Source organism: Formosa sediminum (assembly GCF_007197735.1).
Classification (GTDB): Bacteria; Bacteroidota; Bacteroidia; order Flavobacteriales; family Flavobacteriaceae; genus Formosa; species Formosa sediminum.
Map to the genome: position 1 here is coordinate 1,640,332 of NZ_CP041637.1, position 25,623 is coordinate 1,665,954.

The following is a 25,623-nucleotide window of genomic DNA, read 5'->3' on the forward strand; positions in this document are numbered from 1 at the left end:
CTTAATACCAATTTTTTTCTAAACAACTTGAAAGTGATGTTCTGGCTCTATGAATTATAACCCATAGATTAGACGCTGTAATGTTTAATTCATTACAAATTATTTCAGTATCAAAATTTTCTATGGTTTTCATTTTAAAAACTTGAGCTTGTTTTTCTGGCAATTTATCTAAACAGTTATAAATAGCAACACTTAATTCTGTGTTTTCTAAGACATCTTCAGCGTTTTTATAAGATTGATCTTCTACACGTTCCTCTAACCATTCACCTTCGTCTTCACTTTGACTTGTGTAAGACATTCTAACTTCTGCTTTTCCTTTTTTTGAATTGATCTTTCGATAATGATCTATTATTTTCCTTTTTAAAATTGAGACTAACCAAGTGCGTTCACTTGCTTCGCCTTTAAAATTTTTCATTGATTTTAAACCCGCAAAAAAAGTGTCTTGAACAATATCTTTTGCTATTTCAGTATCATTAACTCGAGAAATAGTATAGTTATATAGGTAATCAGAATATAAATCTACCCATTTGGTTGCATCAATTTTATGTTCAGGCATATAGGAAGGTGTCAGTTAATTTATCAAAAATAGGAAATCTATTTTATAAAAACTCTTAGCTTTTAGTAAGCTTTAACATTTTTTTTAAAAAAAAGTTCATAACTTTTTGTGTTATGAACTTTTATATTTTATTTTATTAAACCGGCACGTTTAAGCAAAGCATCGGGCTTAGGTTCCTGACCTCTAAAACGTTTGTAAAGTACCATAGGGTCTACAGTTCCGCCCTGGGATAACACATTGTTTTTAAATTTTGTTGCAACTTCTAAATTAAAAATACCAGCCTCTTTAAAGTATTCAAATGCATCTGCATCTAATACTTCTGCCCATTTATAGCTATAATAGCCCGAAGAATAACCGCCTTGAAAAATGTGAGAAAACGCTGTACTCATACAGTTTTCAGTTACATCTGGATAGAGTTTTGTGTTTTTAAAAGCTTCAGATTCATGAGTTTTTACATTATTTATTGTTGTAGAGTCTTGACCATGCCAACTCATGTCTAGCAATCCAAAACTAATTTGGCGTAGGGTTTGCATACCTTCGTTAAAAGTAGCCGAGTCTTTAATTTTAGAGACCAATTCCATTGGAATCACTTCGCTAGTTTGATAATGTGTAGCGAATAACTCTAAAGCTTCTTTTTCGTAACACCAGTTTTCCATAACTTGACTTGGTAATTCTACAAAATCCCAAAATACACTAGTACCAGATAAACTAGGATATGTTGTGTTGGCTAACATACCATGTAAAGCATGACCAAATTCATGAAACAGCGTAGTCACTTCGTTAAAAGTTAATAAAGAGGGTTTGCTTTTTGTGGGTTTAGTAAAATTACAGACTATAGAGACATGTGGGCGACTGTTTTCTCCGTTTTTAATATATTGGGATTTGTATGAGGTCATCCAAGCGCCATTTCGCTTTCCTGGTCTTGGAAAGAAATCGGTGTAAAAGATAGAAACTAAATCACCGGTCTCGTTTGTTACTTTATACGTTGTAACTTCAGGATGGTATTTATCTATACTGTCTATTTCTTCAAAATGTAAGCCATAAAGTTTTTTTGCAATGCTAAAGGCACCTTGGGTTACGTTTTCTAATTGAAAATAAGGCTTTAGCTTTTCATCATCTAAATCAAATAATTTTTGTTTTAGTTTTTCAGCATAGTAGCTGGAATCCCATTTTTCAAGTCTGTCAATATCATCACATTCTTTAGCAAAATCTTCTAAGGTTTTATATTCTGCTAATGCAGCTGGTTTGGCTTTTTCTAATAATTCATTTAAAAATGAAGAAACTGTTTCGGGTGTTTTAGCCATACGTTCTTCTAAGACAAAATGTGCATGGGTGTTGTAACCTAATAATTGTGCCCGTTTATACCGTTTCTTAACAATATTTAAAACTATATTTTGGTTGTCAAATTCATTATTTTGAAATCCTCTTTGCCCAAAAGCAATGGCTAGTTGTTTTCTTAGCGCTCTATTGTCTGCATAGGTCATAAACGGAATATAACTTGGGTAGTCTAATGTAATTAACCAACCGTCTTTGCCTTTATCTTCTGCTAATTGCTTTGCAGCTTCTTTAGCACCTTCTGGTAAACCGCTTAAATCCGCTTCATTAGTTATATGCAACTCGAAAGCATTAGTTTCTGCTAGAACATTTTCGCCAAAACTTAAACTTAATTTGCTTAGGTCTTTATCGATACCACGTAGAATCTCTTTTTTTTCTTCTTTTAAATTGGCACCATTTCTTGAAAAACTTTTGTACGATTTATTTAAAAGCATCAATTGCTCTGAGGTTAAATCTAGATTATGTTTTTGATCGTAAATTGATTTTACACGTTTAAATAAAGCTTCGTTTAAAGTGATGTCATTGCTAAATTCTGAAAGCATAGGAGAAACCTCTTGAGCAATTTTTTGAATTTCAGCATTTGTTTCTGCAGCATTTAAGTTGAAGAAAATACTAGTAACACGATCTAATTGCTGACCGGTAAATTCTAGCGCTTCAATTGTATTCTCGAAGGTTGGTGCTTCAGGATTAGTAGTAATTTGCTCAATTTCAGATTTAGTACTTTCAATTAATTTGGTAATTGCTGGTAAGAAATCTTCATTTTTAATTTTTGAAAATGGAGCTGTATTATATTTTGTTTTAAATGGTTCTAATAGGATTTTCATTTTTAGAGTATTTTTTTTCTTAATAAATGTTAAAAAATCGTTATTTAAGTGCTTGTAAATTAAGAAATGTTATATCTTTGCAAGGATTTTTTTCATAATAGAGCTGGTTACTCTGAAAAAATTTATTGATTAATAGCGAAAAAAAGCCTCGAGAAATCGAGGCTTTTTTGTGTTTATAATTGTTTGGCTGTTTCTAAAACGGCCTGTTTTAAACCCTCTTTATATACTTCTATTTTATCGCGTACACAACGGTCTGAGCTACCAATAATTTGTGCCGCTAATATTCCTGCGTTTTTAGCACCATTAAGGGCTACAGTAGCGACAGGAACACCGCCTGGCATTTGTAATATAGAGAGTACAGAGTCCCAACCGTCTATAGAATTACTACTTTTAACAGGTACTCCTATAATTGGAAGTGGTGATAGTGATGCCACCATTCCTGGAAGATGTGCAGCACCTCCTGCTCCAGCTATAATCACTTGAATGCCTCTTGTGTGAGCATGTTTACCATAATCAAATAGTTTTTCTGGAGTACGATGTGCAGACACGATATCTACTTCAACTTCTATATCGAAACCTTTTAAAATGTCTATTGCTTCTTGCATAACAGGAAGGTCGCTTTTGCTTCCCATAATAACGCCTACTTTGCTCATAATTTTGTGTGTATTTACATTAATAATTAATGCTTTAATTTATTCTGTAATGACTTGAATGTTGTTTTTTACGTTTTCTGCGATTTTACGCGCTTCGGTAATGTCTTCATTTACAATAGTTACATGTCCCATTTTTCTAAACGGACGTGTTTGTTTTTTACCATAAATATGTGGTGTAACGCCGTCCATGGCCATAATACTTTCAATGTTTTTATATACTACATCTCCTGTGTGACCTTCGGCACCAACTAAGTTTACCATAATACCATTTAGTTTATTTGCTGTATTTCCTAGAGGTAAATCAAGAACTGCTCTTAGATGTTGCTCAAATTGAGAAGTGAAACTTGCTTCTATAGTTTGGTGTCCCGAGTTATGTGGTCGTGGAGCAACTTCATTAATAATAATATCGTCATTTTCTGTCTGAAACATTTCTACAGCCAATAAGCCAACGTGGTTAAATGCTTGTGCTGCTTTTAAAGCTACATCGGTTGCTTTTTTAGCGACGTTTTCACTAATTCGGGCGGGGCAAATTACATATTCTACTTGATTAGCTTCTGGGTGAAATTCCATTTCAACAACGGGATATGTTTTTATTTCTCCAGAAGGCGTTCTAGATACAATTACAGACAGTTCATTTTTAAAAGGGACTAAAATTTCTGTAATACATTCTACATTTGGTAAATTATCTAGGTCGGATAATTGTTTTACAATTTTAACGCCCATACCATCATAACCAAACTGTGCACTTTTCCATACAAACGGAAATTCTAAACCGCCATTTGCAATAGAGTCTTTAATTTCTACTGTATATGCAAATCTAGAAAATGGTGCTGTAGGTAAATTATGGTCTACATAAAATAATTTTTGTGTGGCTTTGTTTTGTATAGTACGTAAAGTTTTGGCAGAGGGATATACTTTTATGCCCTGTTGTTCTAAATCTTCTAGCGCATTAACGTTTACGTTTTCAATTTCTATAGTGAGAACATCTACCTGTTTTCCAAAATTAAATACGGCATCATAATCCATTAAATCACCTATGTAAAACTCATTGCTACCTACTTTACAAGGCGCTTCTTCACTAGGGTCTAAGACACAAGTGTAGATGTCGAATTTACGGGTTTCATTTAGTAGCATTTTTCCTAATTGACCACCACCTAGAATTCCTAATTTAAAATTTGAAGAAAAATAATTCATTTTATAACTGTTTTACTCGTGTTTTAGACGAGACAAAAATACATTTTAATATGAAATTAATTCTAAAATTAAGGAATCAATAGTATGAAACCTTTTTCTAAATTAGATTATAGGAGTCAATTGATTATCTTTGCCAAGAATTAACAAAAAACAGGTTATTTTATGATAAAGCTTCATGACAAATATTTTAAGCCGTTTATTTCGGCAAAACAAATAGATGATGCGCTAACAAGAATGGCAGAACAAATTGCTGAAGACTTTGCAGATGAGGTTCCTGTTTTTATTGGTGTTTTAAACGGATCGTTTATGATTGTAAGCGATTTTGTTAAGAAATATCAGAAACCATGCGAGGTAACTTTTATTAAATTGGCATCTTACGAAGGTGTAAAATCTTCAGAAGACATACAACGTTTAATTGGTTTAACCCAAGATTTATCCGGGCGTTCTGTAGTGATATTAGAAGATATTATAGATACCGGTGGCACGTTAGCCGAAATACATCGCATTTTTAAAAACGAAAATGTAAAATCTTTGACCATTGCAACCTTGTTTTATAAACCAACTGCTTATAAAAAGGACTTTAAACTACATTATGTAGGTATTGAAATTCCGGATAAATTTATAGTAGGCTATGGTTTAGATTACGACGGATTAGGTCGAAATTTACCAGAAGTATATCAAATTAAAACAACTCAACATATGACAAATTTAGTTCTATTCGGACCTCCAGGTGCAGGGAAAGGAACACAAGCAAATTTTTTAAAAGAAAAATACGATTTAGTACATATATCTACCGGAGATGTATTTCGTTACAATATAAAAAATGAAACGGCTCTAGGCATGTTAGCTAAATCTTACATGGATAAAGGAGAATTGGTTCCAGATAAAGTAACCATTGATATGTTGAGTGCAGAAGTTGAGAAAAATGCAGATGCTAACGGATTTATTTTTGATGGTTTTCCTCGCACAAATGCACAAGCCTCAGCTTTACAAGAACTAATGCAAAGCAAAGATTCTGAAATTAATGCCATGATTGCATTAGAAGTAGAAGATAGTATTTTAATTGAGCGTTTATTAGAACGTGGAAAAACAAGTGGACGCTCAGACGATGCAGATGAGTCTATCATTGCAAATCGAATTAAAGAATACTATTCTAAAACAGCTATATTAAAAGATTACTACTCAGATCAAAATAAATATTTTGGTGTAGATGGTGTAGGTTCTGTAGAAGAAATTACAGCACGCTTAAGTAAAGTAATCGATACCTTGTAATTAAAACAATTACATGTTTAACATTTAATGACTTAAAAGATAAGTCCGAGTAATTATGACTGAAGGAAATTTTGTAGACTACGTAAAAATTCATTTAACATCTGGAAATGGTGGTAAGGGATCTACGCATTTACATCGCGAAAAGTATGTCGCAAAAGGAGGTCCCGATGGGGGAGATGGTGGTCGTGGAGGTCATGTTATTATAAGAGGTAACGACAATTTATGGACCCTTTTTCATTTAAAATTTAAACGTCATTTAAGAGCTGGACATGGCGAGCACGGAAGTAGTGGTCGTAGTACAGGAGCAGATGGCGAAGATGTGTATTTAGATGTACCATTAGGAACCGTAATTAGAGATACCGAAACTAATGAGGTGATTTTTGAAATTACTTATAATGGCGAAGAACGTATTATTTGTGAAGGCGGAATGGGAGGCCGTGGTAACTGGCATTTTAAGAGTGCAACAAATCAGACGCCACGTTATGCACAACCAGGAACACCATTAGAAGAGAAACACGTCACGTTAGAGTTAAAACTACTTGCCGATGTTGGTTTAGTAGGATTTCCTAATGCAGGAAAATCAACACTATTATCTGTAATCACTTCTGCAAAGCCTAAAATTGCAGATTACGAGTTTACCACCTTAAAACCTAATTTAGGGATTGTAGAATATCGCGACTTTCAGACGTTTGTAATGGCAGATATTCCTGGAATTATTGAAGGTGCAGCCGAAGGAAAAGGACTTGGATATTATTTCTTAAGACATATTGAGAGAAACTCGACCTTATTGTTTTTAATTCCTGCAGATGCAGAAGATATTACTAAACAATATGAGATTTTGTTAGATGAGCTTAGACGTTACAATCCAGAAATGTTAGATAAAGACCGTTTAATAGCAATTTCTAAATGTGATATGTTAGATGACGAGTTACAAGCCGAATTAAAAGTAGAACTTGACGAAAAATTAGGTGTCGATTATATGTTTATTTCAGCAGTAGCCCAGCAAGGTATTACAGAATTAAAAGATAAACTTTGGAAGATGTTAAATGTTTAACTGTTCCTTTTTTAGCAGATTTAAACATGATACAGTAAATAAAAAAGGAGCTTTAGGGCTCCTTTTTTTGTTTGTAAAGTTTTATCTGAGTTAGATTTGAGATACTGAAACAAGTTCAGTATGATCTTAATTAATAATCCTAGCTTTCTTTTTTAACTACTTCACCAAAATGCGAACCCCTTCACTATGACTACTAAATTCAGGAGCATACATACTCTGTATGGTTGTAATACCGTTACTCATTGTTCCGGCGTTATTAACACGTAAATCGTATTCAAAGACATACACACCTTTATTTACGCTATCGAAAAAGAAATGTGTTGCGGCATCTTTAGTGCTTTGGTAATAGCCTAAACCATCTTGCCATTTGAATTTAGAAATGACGTCTACTGGCTCTAAACCGGAGGCTCTCATATCTTTCATATGCAGAAAGTCCATATCGCGGTCTGTTCTTAAAGTGATGCGTACCCGAATTAAATCACCCACTTTTAATGTGGTTTCTGGTTTCACCTCGGTTAAGATTTCGCCAGTATCTGTATTCGATTTTGTAAATAACTTTTTGGTTAATTGTAACGGGGTTTCTGCTGAGGTTATCGCATTTAAATCTTCAAAATATTGCCAATACAAACTTCCCCAAGCCATGCCCTTGTCTTTTTTAGTTAAAGTAACTTTTGCCAATTCTGGTGTAATCTCATCGGCCGTCCAAGTGGTTTTAAAGTAGCCTGTACCAGCTTCAACTTTAGTGTCTTTTAATTTATTTTCTGGAATAGATTGTTCGCCAATAGTAATATCTACAGATTCTGTAACCGATAACCAGTCGCTACCTTTTAATAAAATAGCGTATATCGCATCTGTGGTAGATTTTGTGGTAGACCAACGGTTGGTCTGTTTGTTTTTCAATAACCATTTGGTTAAATTATCGATGGTTTTTGTGTCCTTTTCAATTTCAGAAAAGGCTTCAATTAATAAGGCTTGGGTTTCAATAGGTGATTCGTACCAATACCACGATGCTGTATTGGCTTTCCAATACATGCCCAATTCATCATTAGTGATAGTGTTTTCTTTTAACGATTTTATAATGGCAGTGGCTGTTTTTTCATCTCCTGAGCGCTGTGCAATTAAGGCCATTAATCCTTTATTGTATAACGAACCTTTTGTCCAATATGTTTTAATTTGAGTGCCATAATAATCGATAATGTTTTGAAGTTCTTCAGACGGTTTGTTTTCAGAATAAAAACTTCTCATATATAAATAATGCAGCTGGATGTTATTTAAATGATAGGCATCATAGTCAGGAGTGTCGTTATATTTTGCAATGTCTTTGTAAGATTCTATAAATGCTTTATCGGTATATTTAAGAGCCTTAGATAGCATGTTTTTTGAATCTTTAGTATCTACACCTAAATGTAGTAAATGTCCGAAACCGGTAAGTATATGTTGGGTGATGAATCTGTTTTCGCGTCCGCCAGCAAACCAAGGCCAAGCACCAGAACCTAATTGATTATTTTCTAGTTTTTGAAGTGTAGCTTGCATTTTAGCACTCATGGTATTCATGTCGAATAATAAACCGATACGTTTCTTTTGCTCCGTTTCACTTTGGGCATCCCGTAACCAAGGGGTTTCTTCTATTAAAATAGATTTTAACTCGTCGTTCTTTTCAAGATTACTTATTAGTGCATCTTTCGATTTCCAAAGATTGAATACTTCTTGAATTCTCGGATTAGAATTTATGATGTGACTTGCTAAGGTATTCCCATAAAAACGAGAAAATATTTGCTCGTTACAGTCAAACGGATATTCAATAATATATGGTAAGGCTTGAATGGCATACCAAGCCGGATTAGACGTAATTTCTAATGTTAGTTTATGATGTTTTAATGTTTTAGAGGTGTTGTGTTTTAATTTATCGAGTTGGAAGGTGCGCGATTCATTACTGTTTACCCACATTGATAAAGTTTCGGTAACTAACATACGGTTAGATAACACAGGTAAAACATTTTGCTCACCATCGCTAAAGTTTCCTGCTTTGGCGACAATTTTATATAATACAGCATCGATAGTTTCTGGAATTTTAAGTGTCCAAGAGACTTGAGTATTGTTGTTGGTGTCTACACTAAAAGATTTTAAAGCATTTGTGTTTTCTAAATTGATATCTATCGGTGCATTGGTAACTGCATCGAAAAGCTGTAAAACGGCCTCTCCATTTAAAACAGTGTCAGATAAATTTGAGATTTTTGTGCTTATGGTAATAGCATCACCATGACGTAAAAAGCGTGGCGTGTTAGGCTGAACCATAAGTTCTTTTTGTGTCACCGTTGTTAAGGTTTTTACAGCACTATTCATACTCGCAGAATGCGCCAATAGTTGCAATTTCCATTGCGTTAAAGCTTCTGGTGAAGTAAAACTAAAACTGATATCACCTTCACTATTGGTTTGGAGTTGCGGAAAGAAGAACGCCGTTTCTTTTAGGTTTTTTCTAATTTTTACGTCGTTAAATTTAGACCCGTTTTTGGTTGTAATAATAACGACGCCATTTGCTGCTTTATTGCCATAAAGTGCAGTTGCTTCAGCGCCTTTTAAGACCTCAAGGTTTAAAATGTCTGCTTTATTGATAGTATTAGTTTCAGAAACAACGCCATCAATTATATATAGTGGCTGATTTGTATCTGAAATAGAGCCTATTCCACGAATAGAAAATGGTACTTCCATATCTTCTATTACAGTTTCATCAATTTCCGTTTCATTGGACACAATTTCTACATCAGAGACAGATCCAGTTAAACTTTTCTTGAGCTGTGTCCCATAACCGACAACCACAACTTCATCTAAAGATTCGCTGCTTTCAACCATTTTAATAATAAATTTATTTTTATTATCTACAGTAAATTCTGTAGTGGTGTAGCCGATATAACTTAATATAATGGTATCGTCGGGACTAGCTTCAAGGGTGAATTCACCATCAAAATCTGTTTGGGTACCTGTATTACTCCCTTTTATGATGGCGTTTACTCCAGGAAGCGGTAAACCATCGCTATCTAAAATGGTTCCTCTAATTTGTCCTTTTGGAATTGAATCGCTGTATTTAGATATTTTCTTTAGTTGTATGCGATTTAAATATTCTCGATTGGTCCACTCATTTCCATTAAAACTAAAACCAAATGAATCAAGAGTATCGAAATATTGTGGACTAACATAAAGGTTCGTTTTGTTAAAGTATAAACGCGAATATTGGGTTCCAAAAGCAGCGTTTCCCCTCCAATTATTATATGAATAATACATAGGTTTATAGGTTGCATTCATGCTCCAATCATGTCCTCTAAAAGCGTCTAAAGAGGCATCATACATACTTGCTAAAACTTCTGAAGTTACTTTTTCGCCTTGAGGTCCTGAAATATTGAAACTCCAAGTTTCTGGAGCTCCAGGTTGTATCTTATTTCTAAATGTGTTGGTCTTAATCTGTAAGTCAGTTTTAGGATAAGGTACCTTTATAATCATGGATCCAGATTTAAAACTGTTAAAGGCAGCATAGCTATAATGAATGGCAAATCCGCCTAAATCTGTTTCTAATACTGGAATTTTAATGGTTTTTTTGTTCTGATTTAAATGGACAATATGTCTCGCATATACTTTATAGTCTTTTTCTATTTCTAAAGTGACAACTAAATGTTTTGCTGCAGAAGCCAATGTTAGTTGTACAACATCACCTGGGTTGTAAGTAAGCTTGTCTATATTAATTTGAAATAAGCCGTGATCTGATATCGTTTCGTCATCTTCGCCGAATACTTCAAACGTAATTTCGTCTTTTATAGGATAATTATGTTCGTCTTTACTTTCAAAATAAGCAGTGTATTTTCCAGATTCCCATCGTTTTATTTTGTGTAACTGAATCGATTCTCCGTTTGCCGTATTAACGGTTTCTTTTAATACAAGGTTTCCTTTTTTCCAGTTATTAGGGTTGTCTTCATTAGAATATGCATCGTGAGGAAAAAGCTTGTTAAACGTATTTTTATCAATGTCTTGATACTCTGGTGCCGCCCAAGGCCGTTCTCTTAAAACGTGACTAGGTGCTTGTAATTTATAAATTTTTAAAGTTCCTGTAATTGGTGTAGATTGGCCGTTTAAATTAGTTGTAAGTATGCTAATTTGATTGGTTTTTGCTTTTTTATCTAATTTATTTTCAATCTGTAATTTTGCGACAATACTGTGGTAACCAACCGAAATAGTGGTTGATGTAGATCGTGTTTCGCCATTTATATCTGTGATGTCTGCAGTGATGTGATACCTAAATATTGGTAGAGATGCTTTATCGAAACCGAGGTCTGGAATAGCTTTAAAATTTATTTTAAATTGTCCAGAATCGTTTGTTTGCGTTTCACTGTGTATAATTTCTTGAGATTCGTTATAAAAATGGGGATGTGTTCTGTAGTACCAATAGGGGAAATCTACCATTCTATTAACGCGGTACACGACGGTTGCATTTGTAATTTTACTTCCAGTAAAAGCAAGTGCTTCGCCATTAACTGTAATAGAATCGTTTACAGCATAGGTTTCTGTTACGGGATTAAAATGGGCTTCAAATGTGGGGCGTTTGTAATCTTCTACAGAGAAATACACGCTAGATTCCATGTCTTTATTGCTAGACTCAGAATCCATTTCTAGATAAAACTGTCCGTTTAATCCAGTACTTGGTAAGATAAATTCACCTTGCACCGAACCAAATTCATTTGTTGTCAAAGTCAGTTCTTCGACGTCATCATCGTTTGCATTATATAAGACTACATAAACGTCTTCATTTTTTAAAACCTCGTGTTTACCATTTTTTGACTGCATTGCAATTCCTTTAAAATAGATGGTTTGTCCAGGTCTATAAATGCTTCGGTCTGTAAAAAGAAATGAGTTATAGGTTTTTTTATTAGTATCTTGATTACGTGCGTAAGCGTGATTTAAATGAAATCCATCAAAGTGTGCAGTTTCATCTCCAGTGTTAAAGATTAAATTAAAACGTACATAATCTCGTCTTGTGGTTTTAGGAATCTGTATGTTTCCAAAGGTATCTGTATACTTGGTCTCTGTTCTTTTTCTGTTGTTATTGTAGGTATAATTAATTGTGATTTTAGATTTTACAAATGGTTCGCCTGTAGTTCTATTAATAGCTTGAAAAATAATTTGTTTAGGGTTTTCCTTTTGTACAGTAGCAATATTAGAAACCTGTAAAGTTGAATATCCAGCGGTTTTTGTTTTTGTGTCTGTTGCTGCAATTAAATAGATACCATTATCAAATTCTGGTGCAATAATTTCAGTATCATGTTCTTGGTAATCGTTTTCATTTCTTAAATTGGAGTTCCATGTTTTGTTGAATTTTAAAGTGCTAGCAAAACTATCTTTATCTTTTTGGTTATAAAAACCTTCAAAAATATTGAGCTGATTGTGAGTGATTTTTACAGCTTTAAAGTCTAATTGATTTATGTTTTTATAGGTGATTAAAATTCTAGATTTTGTGGATGTAGGAACGATTAATTCATGTTTAATAGCAACGCTAGGTTGCATTATTTCTGCTTTTAAAAGTTTACAATGTTCAGCTATTTTATTGTCAGGGAATTTAGATATTATAGTATTGCATAACGTCATGGCGTCCTTTAATTTCCATCTTACATTGGCAGTAGATTCTGGGGTGTAAGTGTTTCCTTGACTTTTATAAATTTTGGCAAGTTCCAAATCGTAATAGGCACTCGCTAAGGTGTTGTTGTATATTTTACTCGACCTTTGTAATGCTTTTATTAATAGTTCTTCTGAATCTTTAAAAACGGCTTTGTCTTTAACAAACAATAAACGTTCAATATCTACAGTTACTAAAGCCTCAGTGTTTTTAGTATTTGAATGAAACTGAATGAGATTCTGATAGATTTTTAACGCTTGAAATTCTAAAGACGTAGAGTCTTTGCTCTCTAATTTTAAGTTCGAAAATTCAGTAGCTGTATTTAATAACTTGGTGTCTTCTAGTGTAAATTTATATGCAGGTTTTGTAATACTCCGTTCGGTGCTTTTATAAAATTTTAAAGCTTCATGACTTAATAAGTCATAAAGTGTTGGTCGGTACTGTTTTGAATCTTTTTGTTCCAATAAAATATCTGAAAAGGCATCTATTGGTGTTTGTTTTAAGACTGTTTCATGTGTTAGACTATTTTGAAAATGTAACTGAATGGTTTCAAAAAGGGTATTTAAATCCCAAGTTCTAAAATCGGTTTCATCTACTTTTTCTTCAGTTTTTGTGCGATTGTAAAACTTATAACGGTTCTGCTTAAAGTAATCCCAATATAAATTGGCCAAAATGCTTTCTAAAATATTTTTTGTGGGCGCTTGGCTTTTCAAAATTTCAGCTTTAAAATGCTTTATAATACTAAGTTGCGCATCTTCTTCGAGTACCAAAGCGAATTTACTCTTATACATCATCGACTTAATATGCTGAGGTTGATTGTTGTATTTGATTGCAAGTTTATCAATGTTTTCAACCTTTTCTAAAGCAGATTTCGGTAATTGTGCAAGCTCTAACGTTTCGACTTCAGACCATAAATTCTCGAAATTGGGTTGTTGGGCAAGTGCTGTTTGTGTAAAAACGATACTAAAAATTAAGTACTTTAGAGTGTTCATAGGCGTTAGTTTATGGTAACATTGTAGAATAAAATTGATATGAAATCAAAAACAGTTCCAAATTTTATGTTAATGGGAAAGTTATTAATTTTTAGAACGCAATATTCTTTTAATAGATTATAATTACTTTTTAAATAGATTATTTTTGGAGCATGAATTGTCGTCTTTTAGGTTTTATAATCTTCACACTGTGTTTTTCGCATATTATATTTTCACAAAATAAATTTGATGAAGCACAAGCGTATTTTGAGTCTGAAAAATACGATTCGGTGATTTTAATATTAAAACCGATGTCAGAATCTACCGTACATAGCACACCGGAATTAACAGAATTATTAGGCGATGCTTATAGTCATACTAAAGCTTGGGATTCTGCAATTACGCAATATGATATTTTAGTTAATTTATATCCCGAAGTGGCCAATTACCATTACAAATATGGCGGCGCTTTAGCTATGAAAGCATTAACTGTAAATAAACTTATGGCCGTTCCGTTGATTCTAGAGGCGAAATCAGAATGTATTCAAGCCGCAGAATTAGACTCCAATCATATTGAAACGCGTTGGGCTTTAGTGAAAATTTATATGGAATTACCCGGCCTTCTTGGCGGAAGTACATCTAAAGCCATTACCTATGCTAACCAATTAGAATCACTGTCGAAGGTAGATGGATATTTAGCAAAAGGTTACCTATACGACAAAGCAAACGATTTTAAACAAGCAGAACAGTTTTATAAACAAGCAGTAGACATTGGTGGTTCGAAAACCTGTTATATGACTCTTGCCGAATTTTATTTAAATCGAGACCAGAAAGATAAAGCCATTACCGTTTTAAGAACAGGATATGTCCGTTTAAGAGCCGAAGAACTTCAGCAAAAATTAGATGAGATTACCCCATAAACGTTCTGAAAAACGTACTAAAACGTGTATCTTTACGGTCTTCAAAATAAGTTTATGAATGTACATTTTATAGCTATTGGCGGAAGTGCAATGCACAATTTAGCCTTGGCTTTACATAACAAAGGATATCAAGTTACAGGTAGTGACGATGAAATTTTCGAACCTTCAAAATCAAGATTGCAAGCAAAAGGATTATTACCAGAAGCTTTTGGCTGGTTTCCAGAAAAAATTACTACAGATTTAGATGCTGTAGTTTTAGGCATGCATGCAAAAGCTGATAATCCGGAGTTGCTAAAAGCTCAAGATTTGGGACTTAAAATATACAGTTATCCTGAATTTTTATATGAGCAATCTAAAAACAAAACGCGTGTAGTAATTGGCGGAAGTCATGGAAAAACAACCATTACTTCGATGATTTTACATGTTATGCATTACCACGATAGAGATGTAGATTATATGGTGGGTGCACAATTAGACGGTTTTGATGTTATGGTAAAGCTTACAGACGACAACGACTTTATAGTGTTAGAAGGCGATGAGTATTTAAGTTCGCCAATAGATAGACGACCTAAATTTCATTTATATAAACCAAATATTGCCTTGTTAAGCGGTATTGCTTGGGACCATATTAATGTGTTTCCAACGTATGAAAATTATGAAGCGCAATTTAAAATTTTTGTAGATAGTATTGTTAACGGTGGAAGTATAACATATAATGAAGAAGACGAAGCTGTAAAACGTGTTGTTGAAGCTTCAGAAAATCCGATTAGAAAATTACCTTATCATACGCCTGAGTTTACGGTTGAAGATGGAGAAACACTTTTAGAAACTGAAGAAGGTCCGCTGCCAATTGAAGTATTTGGAGCCCATAATTTAAATAATTTAGCAGGAGCAAAGTGGATTTGTCAACATATGGGTGTAGATGAAGATGATTTCTACGAAGCTATTGCTACGTTTAAAGGCGCAAGTAAGCGTTTAGAGAAAATAGCCGAAGGAAAAACAAGTGTAGCCTACAAGGATTTTGCACATTCGCCAAGTAAAGTAGCAGCGACAACCAAAGCGGTAAAAGCACAGTTTGAAAATAGAAAATTAATAGCGTGCTTAGAATTACATACATATAGCAGTTTAAACGCAGAATTTTTAAAACATTATAAAGGTAGTTTAGATGCTGCAGATAAAGCGGTGGTGTTTTATTCGCCACATGCTGTCGAAATTAAAAAACTAGAAGCTGTAACTAAAGCACAAATTGCTTCGGCTTTCGAGCGAGACGATTTAATAATTTATACCAATCCAGATTCCTTTAAACAGTTTCTGTTTGCGCAAAATTTAGAAAACTCTGCCTTATTATTAATGAGTTCAGGAAATTATGGCGGATTGAATTTTGACGATGTGAAGTCTCTGGTTAAATAGATTTAAGAACAAAGATTGCTTTGTGTTTAGAATTAAGAATCAGCGACATAAGACTTTGTTTAAATTCATCGTCATTCTCAACTTGTTTCAGAATCATATAAAGTATTGATAATGCAATGGGAGAGTGTGAGATCCTGAAACAAGTTCTGGGTGACGAGTACCATTACATTCAGTTTTAATAAATATAACAAAAAAGCGAGATTTGGATAATTCTAAATCTCGCTTTTTTGTGCTTAAAATATACTCTTATTTTGCATCTTCATCAATAGATGTGTTATTGTTATCGTTTTCAGAATCATCAGAATTTATATTTGTTTGCAAGGGTTCTATTAAAGTATCTTTTAAATTAAGTGCTTTCTCTTCATCTTTAAAAGGTTTTATATTTAAGTTTTTAGGGAAGTGTCTCACATTTAAATCACGTTGCGGGAACGGAATCTCAATGCCTTCTTCTTTAAATCTGTTATAGATATTTATAGATATGTCACTTTTTGTTTGTAATCCCATTTCATAATGCACCCAAAATAACAATCTAAAATTTAAAGCACTGTCTCCAAAGTCGCTAAATAAAGCTTTGGGAGCGGGGTTGTTTAAAGTATGGGGATTTGCATTTGCTATTTCTGTAAGAATCTCTAGGACACGATTAGGATCTGAATCGTAAGAAGTTCCTATAAGTATTTCTACGCGTTTAGTGCTGTTAGAAAGCGTCCAGTTAATCAGGTCGTTAGAAATTAAATTGTTATTTGGTACAACAACCTCGGCGCCATCAAAAGTACTAATATTAGACGAGCGTATGCCTATACGGTTTACTGTGCCTAGTAAGTTATTAACTTCTACCGTGTCGCCAGGTAAAATAGGCCGTTCAAATACTAATATTAAACCTGAGAAAAAATTAGAAATAATAGTTTGTAACCCAAATCCAATACCTAACCCTAAAGCTCCTGCCATTAAATTAAACTTGCTTAAGTCTACACCTAAAGCGCTTAATGCTAAAATAATACCAAAACCCATTATAAAATATCTTATCACTAAAGACACAGCGGCAGGTATACCTTTTGGAAGTTTGAAAATACGCAACACACCATCGCCATCATTTATTAAAAATGAAATTATTTTAGTAAATGCGTAAGTCAGTATTAATGTAATTAAAAAACCAAGTATTCCTTCTAAAGTAAATGATAAACTACCAATTTGGTAGGGCTCTGTAATGGTATCCCTAATGGTGTCTTTCATTGGTGTTAAAACATCTAAAATGTTTAAAAAATAAATGGTCCAAATAATAGCTATTAAGTTTCTAGATACTTTTAAAGTTAGTTTTTCTACACGCCATCTATCTGCTACATCATAAGATTTTTTTACACCATAATGGCGGTTTATAATTCCTAAAGTAATGCCATTAAAAATCATTAATAAGCTATAAAAAAATGTAGTGATTATACCACTTTGTGTACATATTTTAAGAGTAATATCTGTAAGGTTGGTATATCCAAAAATGTTTGAAATAATGGAAATGGCACATAGAATATATATAACAGGAATAATGCTTAATAAAAGTCTTCCAAACCGGTCTACATTTATTTTCTTAATTTCAGCATAAGGATTAGTATAGGAATAAAGCATATAGATGACCATAAAAGCTTCAAATAAAATGTAAATTCTGTATAACCCCGAAGAGAACCAGATATACGATTTTATAGCATCGATAATAAAGAAAAAGATTACGAAGAAAATTATTTGCTGAAACTTTTTTTGCATGTATGGTCTAATTAAAGGCACAGCACATAAAAGTATTAGCAAGGTTGTAAAATCTATGAATAGTTTAGGCATATTAGAAAACATAGATTTTGATACCAATAATGATAAAAATATAATGCATACTATACTTCTAAAAACTATAATATGTTTTGCTTTTTTATGGGTTTTAGATTTTTCTTTAAACGGAAATTTAATATAGCCATACTTTAATCGCTTAATAAAAAGTGCGATTATACAAGTAAACAATACATAAAACAGAATAAGACCTGTATTATTCTTTAAGTATTCGTAAGTAATAGAAACATTATTTTTTATAGATTCTACATCGTCACTTTCTTTAGGTTTCTTGGTGATATTTTTAAAAGATATGTGCCAAATAGGAGCGTGTCGCTGGTAAAAAATATTGTAAACATCAGAGTTTTTTAATTTTAATAACTCTTCGGTAATTTGTTCTGTAACACTAATTTGCTGATTGATTTTAGTTTCAAGAACCAGGTAGTAATTATTATTATTTAAAATGTTGGCCTTAGTCACTTTGGTTTTATCCCATATGGTTCTTATAGAGTTTAATATTTCTTCTGGTGCACTTGTATTTAGGGCATTTTGGTAACTTAATTCCCAGATTTTTTCTTTTTTGGTAATGTCACTTATATATCTCGAATTTTTTACTTGTTGGTTATTTACACTTGTTTGCCAATTGTTTAGAGTTATTTTGTAACCATTCCATTTTGTAATAAGATTGTTTATTTTTTGAAGATTTGGACTAGCCTTCATAAAATTTTCGGCAGCATCAGATTCCTGTAAAATAAACTGATAATGATTCGCGTATAAAGAGTCTATTTTTACAATACTAGCTGGTACCTGAATTTTTTTCTGAATTAATTTAAGTTCGCTATTCGCGTTGTCAAGCTCTCTTACTAAATTCACAGAAGTTATTGCTTGTATTTGATTTACAGTAGTAGTATCAATACTCTTGTCTGTTTCATTAATTACACTAGTTTGCGAATAAGTGGTAAAAAATGAAGCAAAAAGCAGTAAGAATATAAGTTGTTTAAAGCTTCTCGGATTCATATAAAAATAAATTAAGGCAATGTATTTAGATTTTATGGCTTACCATTTAATAGAGGTGATCTAAAAAGGGTTTAATAGATGTTTTTTGGCTTAAAATTAATTGTTGTTTTGTTAATTCTCGAACCTCTTCACTGTTGTTTTGTGAGAGTTTAAATTTTCCTTCCCATTGTAAAATGTCTATTTCAAAACCCATAACATAGTTTATAAATTTTTCCATTTTAGGATTGTTAAAATCTAAAAGATAAGAGTTTTCTGGGGCTTCTAAAAATGCAGTCATATCTACCATACTTTGTTTAATTGCATTTTCATTTTTAATTTCAGAAACCGTACCTTGAAGATGTACTTTTATATAATTCCAAGTAGGAAGTTCTTTTGCGCCTAATAGACTTGGTGAAATGTAGCAGTCCGGGCCAGAAAAAATTACTGTAACGGCCTTGCCTTCTCGTAATAAATTGGCATGAGGATTCTGTTTGTCTATATGGCCAATTAATTTTTTAGATTTATAAATTAAAGGTAAATGCGTAATAATAGGGGTGTTATTCTCTACAGAAATTATAGTGGCAAGAGGGTATTGTTTTATAACTTCTAGTAAGTGTGATGTCTTAGAATCTTGATATATTTTAGGTGGATAGCTCAACAGATTAAAAATTTAGTTAGACATTAAATTGGGTGAGATGATGATCTAAATGTTTGTATTGCATCTGTCCCCATTGTTGTGGTGTAAAGTAACCAAAAAGCGGATGATTTGGCCATGTTTTAACTTCAGATTTTTTTGAAAATTCTTCAATTAATTGAATTAATTTTTCCTGTTCTGTTTGAAATACTTGTGGCGATGTAATTATAAATTCTTTAGCTGTAGGTAAATTGTGTTTCCACGGTTTATCATTGTATAAAGAAGATTTAAAGAACGAAAATATAGTTTTCTGAATGAAACCTATTTTAGTGTTTAATTTTTCATGACCTAGAGCAATATTTAGGGGACCTTGGCAATGTTTTAACATCTGAGCAACATCCATTTTTCCCCATTGTGCAGTCGTATTTTCATTAAGTTGCTTTAAGCGTTCTACAATAGTAAGGGTCTCTTTCGTGTTAAATAAAGTGTTCATTTTCAGTGGTTTTAATTGTTTTGGAAATTTACAATATTTATATTTAGGGTATGTCAGAAAAAAAGAACTCATTTTCAATCAAAAATTGGTCACAAGATGATCAGCCTAGAGAAAAATTACTTTACAAAGGGCAAGCCACTTTAAGTAATGCCGAACTTGTTGCAATATTAATAGGCAGCGGTAATAAATCTGAAAGCGCTGTAGATTTAACTAAACGTATTCTTGCAAGTGTAGATCATAATTTAAGCGCTTTAGGAAAATTGTCTATAAAACAATTAATGACTTTTAACGGTATTGGAGAAGCAAAAGCAGTAACTATTGCTGCAGCTATGGAATTGGGTAGAAGACGAAGAGGAGAAGATATTATAAAATTAGATAAAATTACATCATCTGCCTCTGTGTTTGAAGTGATGCAACCCCTTTTAGGTGAATTGCCACATGAAGAATTTTGGATTATTTATTTAAATAATTCAAATACCATTTTACAAAAACAGCAGTTAAGCAAAGGCGGAATTACTGGAACATTGGTAGATGTGCGTTTAACATTAAAAAAAGCTTTAGAGTTAGGTGCAACCGCACTTATATTGGTACATAATCATCCGTCTGGGAATTTAAAACCAAGTGTAGCAGATAAGCAAATTACTCAAAAATTAAAAATAGCAGCCTCAAGTTTAGACATAAAAGTGTTAGACCATGTTATCGTAACCGAGCATTCTTATTTTAGTTTTGCAGATGAAAACGAGATGTAGTATGCTTTAACACGACTTATCTGTATTCTTTACTGTAAAATCATTACTTTTATTACTTTAAAAACAATGTGTGCTTTTAGTATATACTCATAAAATAACTCCACGTATAAAATTTACGTTTAAACATCTCTGTACCAGAATTCTTGGTATTCCAGTGTCGTTTACAACTAAAATAGAAACATTTATTGCTCATGATAGCTTTAAAATGTCTTATACTAAACAGCCTTTAGGAAAAGAAATTTTTATAAGAAGCCACGATTTGTTGTTTGAGCAAGGATTATCAGATCCAGATTTAAATATTACAAATTGGGGTGATACTAAATGTTTCTTTTTTAATGGTGATAAAAGTGCTTTGCCTTACGATATTTTCGCTGCATCTTTTTATCTATTAAGTAGGTATGAAGAGTATTTACCACACGTTAAAGATGAATTTGGACGGTATGTTGCAAAAGAAAGTTTGGCCTACAAATACAAATTTTTAAATCAGCCAGTTGTAGATATTTGGGCATATAAATTTAAGGCTGTGTTGGAGCAGCATTATCCAGATCATGAGTTTAAAACACGTAAATACAGTATAAAGCCAGTTATAGATGTGCCATCTCCTTACGATTTTAGATTAAAAGGGTTAATGCGTACGTTTGGAGGGACACTAAAAGATCTTTTTGCATTTCGTTTTAAGCGCTTGTATTACAGGTATGTTGTATTGTTTAATCTTAAGCGCGATCCTTACGATACTTTTAAATATATTTTAAATAAGCAAAAGCAATCTAAAGATCGATTTCATTTTTTCTTTTTAATAGGAGACTATTCAACTTACGATAAAGGTATAAGTGTACATCGGAAAGATTTTGTGTCTCTTATAAAATCTGTAGCAGATTACTGTGTTGTAGGCTTAAAAGTTTCCTTTTTTGCTATAGAAAATAAAAATGTACTTAACGAAGAACATAAGCGTATGGAAAGTATAATTAATACTTCCCTATTAGAAAGTCGTAATTCATTTTCTAAATTAAATTTACCCGATTTATATCGCAATTTAGTCGAGTTGGAAGTACAAGAAGATTATACCATGGGGTATGTAAACGAATTAGGATTTAGAGCAGGAACTTGTACCCCTTTTTTCTTTTACGATTTAGATTACGAAGTGCAAACCCCACTGCGCATAAATTCTTATCATGTAATAGACTCGGCATTGTTAAAATATTCGTCTTTATTAGATAAAAAAGAAAAGCTTCAACACATTATTAATCAAGTAAAGCAAGTAAATGGGGAGTTTGTTCCTGTTTTTCATAATTACACTTTTAGCGGGCATGGCCGTTGGAAAGATTTTAAAGAATTATTCAATATTATTTTAGACTCTACAGATCATGATAAATAATATAAAAGATGTGTTTTTTGATTTAGATCATACCCTTTGGGATTTTGAAAAAAACTCTTCCTTAACGTTTAAAAAAATATTTGAAGTCAATCAATTAGATATAGATTTAGAGGTGTTCTTAGAAACTTATGTGCCTGTGAATTTGAATTATTGGAGTAAGTTTAGAAATGGTGAAGTAGATAAAGATGCTTTGCGATTTGGTAGACTTAATGATACTTTTGAAGCTTTAAAACGTCCTGTTAAATCCGATTTGGTTTATAAATTGTCTGATGATTATATCGCGTATTTATCTTCATTTAATCATTTGTTTGAAGATACTATTACAGTACTAAATTACTTACAAACCAAGTATGATTTACATATTATTACTAACGGCTTTCAAGACGTACAACATTCTAAATTAATAAGCTCTAATATTAATCATTACTTTAAAACAGTAACTAATTCTGAACAAGCCGGTGTAAAAAAACCGCATCCTAATATTTTTAATTTTGCTTTAAATCAAGCAAATGCAGAAGTAGAAACAAGTATTATGATAGGTGATAATCTCGAAGCAGATATTCTTGGGGCTAAAAATGTTGGTCTTAAAGCAATTTATTTTAATCAAATACCGTTAACAAGTCATCCAAATATTACACAAATAAGTAAATTAATAGAATTAAAAACCTATTTGTAAAACTTAATTACCTTTACAAAAATTATTAAACTCATGAAAAAATTATTCTTACTGATGTTTGTAAGTGTTTGTTTTAGTACTATGGCACAAACAAATTTAAATGCTTATAAATATGTGATAGTTCCTGAAACTTTCGACTTTTTAAAGAAACCAAATCTTTACCAAATGAATGCTCTTACCCAGTTTTTGTTAGAAAAAGAAGGGTTTATTGCTATTATGGAAAATGCTACTATGCCAGAAGATTTAAACGCTAATGGGTGTTTAGCCTTACGTGTAAATGTACTTAACGAATCGGGTATGTTCACCACTAAGTTAAAAGTAGTATTAAAAGATTGTAAAGGGTCTGTTGTTTTTGAAAGTGATTTGGGAACAACCAAAGAAAAAGAATATAAAAAAGCATATCAATTGGCTTTACGTGACGCATTTAAATCTTTTGAAGATATAAATTATGAATATAAACCAGCAGCAGTAGCTAACGTTGTAGCACCTGTTACAGCTACAGCAGAAACAGCAGCTGTAACATCAAATACGGTAACTTCAGAAGCTGTTAAGCCAGTATCCGATGTATTATATGCGCAAGCTATAACTAATGGTTACCAATTAGTAGATAGTACACCTAAAGTGGTTTATATATTAAAGGAAACAAATATTAAAGATGTATTCTTAGTACAAGGAAAACAAGCTACCGTACGTAAATTAGGAGATCAATGGGTCTTAGAATTTTACGAAGGTGAAACCTTAAAACAGTCCACACTTAATATTAAATTTTAATAACCATATTTAGTTTTCCAGCGTTGCTTTAAAAAGTTTCGGTCGGATTGCTCTCTAGCATTAGCACCAGGTTCATAGAGCTTGGTGTTTTTTATTTCTTCTGGTAAAAATTCTTGTTCTGCAAAATTATTGGCATAACTATGTGCGTATTTGTAATCTTCGCCGTATCCTAACTCTTTCATAAGTTTAGTAGGCGCATTTCTTATTCCTAAAGGGACAGATAAATCTCCAGTAGCTCTTACTAACTGTTGGGCTTTACCAATAGCTTCGTATGCAGAATTGCTTTTTGGCGAACAGGCAAGATAAGTGGTACACTGGCTTAAGGTTATTCTAGACTCCGGATAACCAATTGCAGACACCGCCTGAAATGTATTATTTGCAATGACTAAAGCCGTAGGATTTGCATTTCCAATATCTTCACTCGCTAAAATTAATAACCTACGCGCAATAAATTTTACATCTTCTCCGCCTTCAATCATGCGTGCTAAATAATAGACAGCAGCATTAGGGTCGCTTCCACGAATAGACTTTATAAAGGCAGAAATAATGTCGTAATGTTGCTCTCCAGTTTTATCATAGCGAACTGTGTTATTTTGTACTTTTTCTAATACAATGTCGTCTGTAATTACAATGGTATCATCTTCAAACGTATTGATAAGAAGTTCAAAAATATTTAAAAGTTTTCTTCCATCTCCACCAGAAAGACGCAATAAAGCGGCTGTTTCTTTTAGTTGTATGCTTTTTTTAGCTAATATAGAATCTGTGTTTATAGCGCGCTTTAAGAGTTGTTCTAAGTCATTTTTATCAAATGCTTTCAAAATATAAACTTGGCAGCGAGAGAGTAGGGCAGGAATAACTTCAAAACTAGGATTTTCTGTAGTTGCTCCAATTAAAGTAACCCAACCTTTTTCTACGGCTTGCAATAACGAGTCTTGTTGCGACTTGCTAAACCTATGAATTTCGTCAATAAACAAAATGGGGTTTTTTGTAGTAAATAAACCACCACTTTGCTTAGCCTTATCTATAACATCACGAATGTCTTTAACACCAGAATTTATGGCACTTAAAGTGTAAAAAGGTCTGCCAGATTGTGTAGCAATAATATTTGCTAAAGTGGTTTTACCTGTTCCTGGAGGTCCCCAAAATATCATAGATGAAATTAAACCTTGTTTTAATTGTATTCGCAAAGGCCCCTGAGGCCCTACAAGGTGTGTTTGACTAATATAATCGTCTAAAGTTTCGGGACGTAAGCGTTCTGCTAAAGGTGCGTTCATATTGTAAAATTACTTATTTTTTAATGTTTTAAAATATATACCGACTGACATTTTATCATTTCAACTATAAATGGTTTACAATTTGATAATTTAATTAAAAATAGGATATGAAGGCACAAGAACATTTTAAATTCTCTAATGGCGTAATAGCCTATCCTTTAGCCTTTGTTTTATTGCTTTGGTATGTGTTTTGGTTTGAGGTAGAAACCCATAGTTTTTTTAATGCTCATGGTATTTACCCGCGGACATTATCTGGTTTGCAAGGTGTTTTATTTAGTCCGTTTATTCATTCAGGAATATCTCATCTTTACCATAATTCTATCCCTTTATTTGTGCTTAGTATGGCGCTATTTTATTTTTATAGACCCATTGCATGGCAAGTGTTAGGGTATGGCATTCTAGTATCAGGATTTTTAACTTGGTGTATTGGTAGGCCTTCTTACCATATTGGAGCCAGTGGTTTAATTTATGTCTTAGTAAGTTTTATATTTTTTAAAGGTGTTTTTGCTAAACATTATAGACTTGTTGCATTATCTCTTTTGGTGGTGTTCTTGTATGGGAGTATGATTTGGTATGTTTTACCTGTAAAAGAGGGAGTGTCTTGGGAAGGTCATTTGTCGGGTTTAATAACAGGTTTTTTATTTGCTTTAATATTTAAAAAATCAATAGCGAAGCCTAAACAATTTGCTTGGGAAAAAGATGATTATAATGAAGCAGATGATGCATTTTTAAAACATTTTGATGCTGATGGGAATTTTATAGAACATATAACAATTGATGAGAAAGAGGAGGAATTAGAAAAAGATGAAACACACGCGTTAAAACAAAAAATTACGTATCGCTACATCTTTAAAGAAAATACAGAAGCGGATTAGTGCATAAGAGTTTTGTAAAGGAGCAAAAAAAACCACCTCGTGAGAGGTGGTTCTAATATTCAATGACTAATTAAATATTACTAAGTGTAGAACTTTAAAAATTAATTTTTCTGTTCTCCACGGGTGAAG

The 25,623-nt window shown here is 32.6% G+C and carries 18 protein-coding genes; 9 read left to right on the forward strand and 9 right to left on the reverse strand.

Going from position 1 to position 25,623, the window contains the following annotated elements; genetic code table 11:
• Position 1: 1 nt before the first annotated feature.
• The 4 genes from FNB79_RS07160 to FNB79_RS07175 form a co-directional block, all read right to left on the reverse strand.
• Positions 2-556, reverse strand: coding sequence for a sigma-70 family RNA polymerase sigma factor (locus FNB79_RS07160; protein WP_143380666.1), 555 nt, complete (start codon positions 554-556; stop codon positions 2-4).
• A gap of 128 nt (positions 557-684) precedes the next feature.
• Complete coding sequence (locus FNB79_RS07165) at positions 685-2,715, reverse strand: M3 family metallopeptidase (RefSeq protein ID WP_143380667.1); 2,031 nt, start codon at positions 2,713-2,715, stop codon at positions 685-687.
• A gap of 173 nt (positions 2,716-2,888) precedes the next feature.
• Positions 2,889-3,368 (reverse strand): 5-(carboxyamino)imidazole ribonucleotide mutase, encoded by a 480-nt coding sequence (purE, locus tag FNB79_RS07170; protein WP_143380668.1) that lies wholly within the window; start codon positions 3,366-3,368, stop codon positions 2,889-2,891.
• Between the two features lie 39 nt (positions 3,369-3,407).
• Complete coding sequence (locus tag FNB79_RS07175; RefSeq protein ID WP_143380669.1) at positions 3,408-4,562, reverse strand: 5-(carboxyamino)imidazole ribonucleotide synthase; 1,155 nt, start codon at positions 4,560-4,562, stop codon at positions 3,408-3,410.
• A gap of 162 nt (positions 4,563-4,724) precedes the next feature.
• Between FNB79_RS07175 and FNB79_RS07180 the strand changes: the two genes are divergently transcribed.
• Both FNB79_RS07180 and obgE read left to right on the forward strand, forming a co-directional pair.
• Entirely contained in the window at positions 4,725-5,834 is a 1,110-nt protein-coding gene (locus FNB79_RS07180; RefSeq protein ID WP_143380670.1) for an adenylate kinase, read from the forward strand.
• A gap of 55 nt (positions 5,835-5,889) precedes the next feature.
• Positions 5,890-6,888: a GTPase ObgE gene (gene obgE / locus FNB79_RS07185; RefSeq protein ID WP_143380671.1), complete on the forward strand. Its 999-nt coding sequence runs from the start codon at positions 5,890-5,892 to the stop codon at positions 6,886-6,888.
• Between the two features lie 156 nt (positions 6,889-7,044).
• On the opposite strand, the gene FNB79_RS07190 is transcribed toward obgE, so the two are convergent.
• On the reverse strand, positions 7,045-13,536 hold the full coding sequence (locus tag FNB79_RS07190; protein ID WP_185967855.1) for an alpha-2-macroglobulin family protein: 6,492 nt from the start codon (positions 13,534-13,536) through the stop codon (positions 7,045-7,047).
• Between the two features lie 152 nt (positions 13,537-13,688).
• Between FNB79_RS07190 and FNB79_RS07195 the strand changes: the two genes are divergently transcribed.
• The gene (locus tag FNB79_RS07195) at positions 13,689-14,435 is read left to right on the forward strand and encodes a tetratricopeptide repeat protein (protein WP_143380672.1); all 747 of its coding nucleotides are present in this window, start codon (positions 13,689-13,691) and stop codon (positions 14,433-14,435) included.
• 54 nt (positions 14,436-14,489) lie between these two features.
• Entirely contained in the window at positions 14,490-15,845 is a 1,356-nt protein-coding gene (locus FNB79_RS07200; protein WP_143380673.1) for a UDP-N-acetylmuramate--L-alanine ligase, read from the forward strand.
• Positions 15,846-16,091: 246 nt separating this feature from the next.
• On the opposite strand, the gene FNB79_RS07205 is transcribed toward FNB79_RS07200, so the two are convergent.
• From FNB79_RS07205 to FNB79_RS07215, 3 genes are read right to left on the reverse strand one after another with little or no spacing between them, the layout of a single operon-like run.
• Positions 16,092-18,668: a mechanosensitive ion channel family protein gene (locus FNB79_RS07205; protein ID WP_143380674.1), complete on the reverse strand. Its 2,577-nt coding sequence runs from the start codon at positions 18,666-18,668 to the stop codon at positions 16,092-16,094.
• Between the two features lie 46 nt (positions 18,669-18,714).
• Positions 18,715-19,305, reverse strand: a complete 591-nt coding sequence (locus tag FNB79_RS07210; RefSeq protein ID WP_143380675.1) for an FMN-binding negative transcriptional regulator — start codon at positions 19,303-19,305, stop codon at positions 18,715-18,717.
• Positions 19,306-19,321: 16 nt separating this feature from the next.
• Positions 19,322-19,774 (reverse strand): DUF1569 domain-containing protein, encoded by a 453-nt coding sequence (locus FNB79_RS07215; protein WP_143380676.1) that lies wholly within the window; start codon positions 19,772-19,774, stop codon positions 19,322-19,324.
• Between the two features lie 50 nt (positions 19,775-19,824).
• Between FNB79_RS07215 and radC the strand changes: the two genes are divergently transcribed.
• From radC to FNB79_RS07235, 4 genes are all read left to right on the forward strand, one after another.
• Positions 19,825-20,523 carry a RadC family protein gene (gene radC / locus FNB79_RS07220; protein ID WP_143380677.1) on the forward strand — a complete coding sequence of 233 codons (699 nt, stop codon included), beginning with the start codon at positions 19,825-19,827 and terminating at the stop codon, positions 20,521-20,523.
• Between the two features lie 70 nt (positions 20,524-20,593).
• Complete coding sequence (locus FNB79_RS07225) at positions 20,594-21,898, forward strand: polysaccharide deacetylase family protein (protein ID WP_143380678.1); 1,305 nt, start codon at positions 20,594-20,596, stop codon at positions 21,896-21,898.
• Positions 21,888-22,574 (forward strand): YjjG family noncanonical pyrimidine nucleotidase, encoded by a 687-nt coding sequence (locus FNB79_RS07230; RefSeq protein WP_317129218.1) that lies wholly within the window; start codon positions 21,888-21,890, stop codon positions 22,572-22,574. Before FNB79_RS07225 ends, FNB79_RS07230 begins: the two co-directional genes overlap by 11 nt.
• Positions 22,575-22,607: 33 nt before the next feature.
• A complete protein-coding gene (locus FNB79_RS07235; protein WP_143380680.1) occupies positions 22,608-23,345 on the forward strand; it encodes a hypothetical protein in 738 nt (245 codons plus the stop codon).
• Here FNB79_RS07235 and FNB79_RS07240 read toward each other — a convergent pair.
• Positions 23,342-24,619, reverse strand: coding sequence for a replication-associated recombination protein A (locus FNB79_RS07240; RefSeq protein ID WP_143380681.1), 1,278 nt, complete (start codon positions 24,617-24,619; stop codon positions 23,342-23,344). The two genes, FNB79_RS07235 and FNB79_RS07240, sit on opposite strands and share 4 nt — an antisense overlap.
• A gap of 107 nt (positions 24,620-24,726) precedes the next feature.
• Between FNB79_RS07240 and FNB79_RS07245 the strand changes: the two genes are divergently transcribed.
• Entirely contained in the window at positions 24,727-25,494 is a 768-nt protein-coding gene (locus FNB79_RS07245) for a rhomboid family intramembrane serine protease (protein ID WP_143380682.1), read from the forward strand.
• Positions 25,495-25,623: the final 129 nt, after the last annotated feature.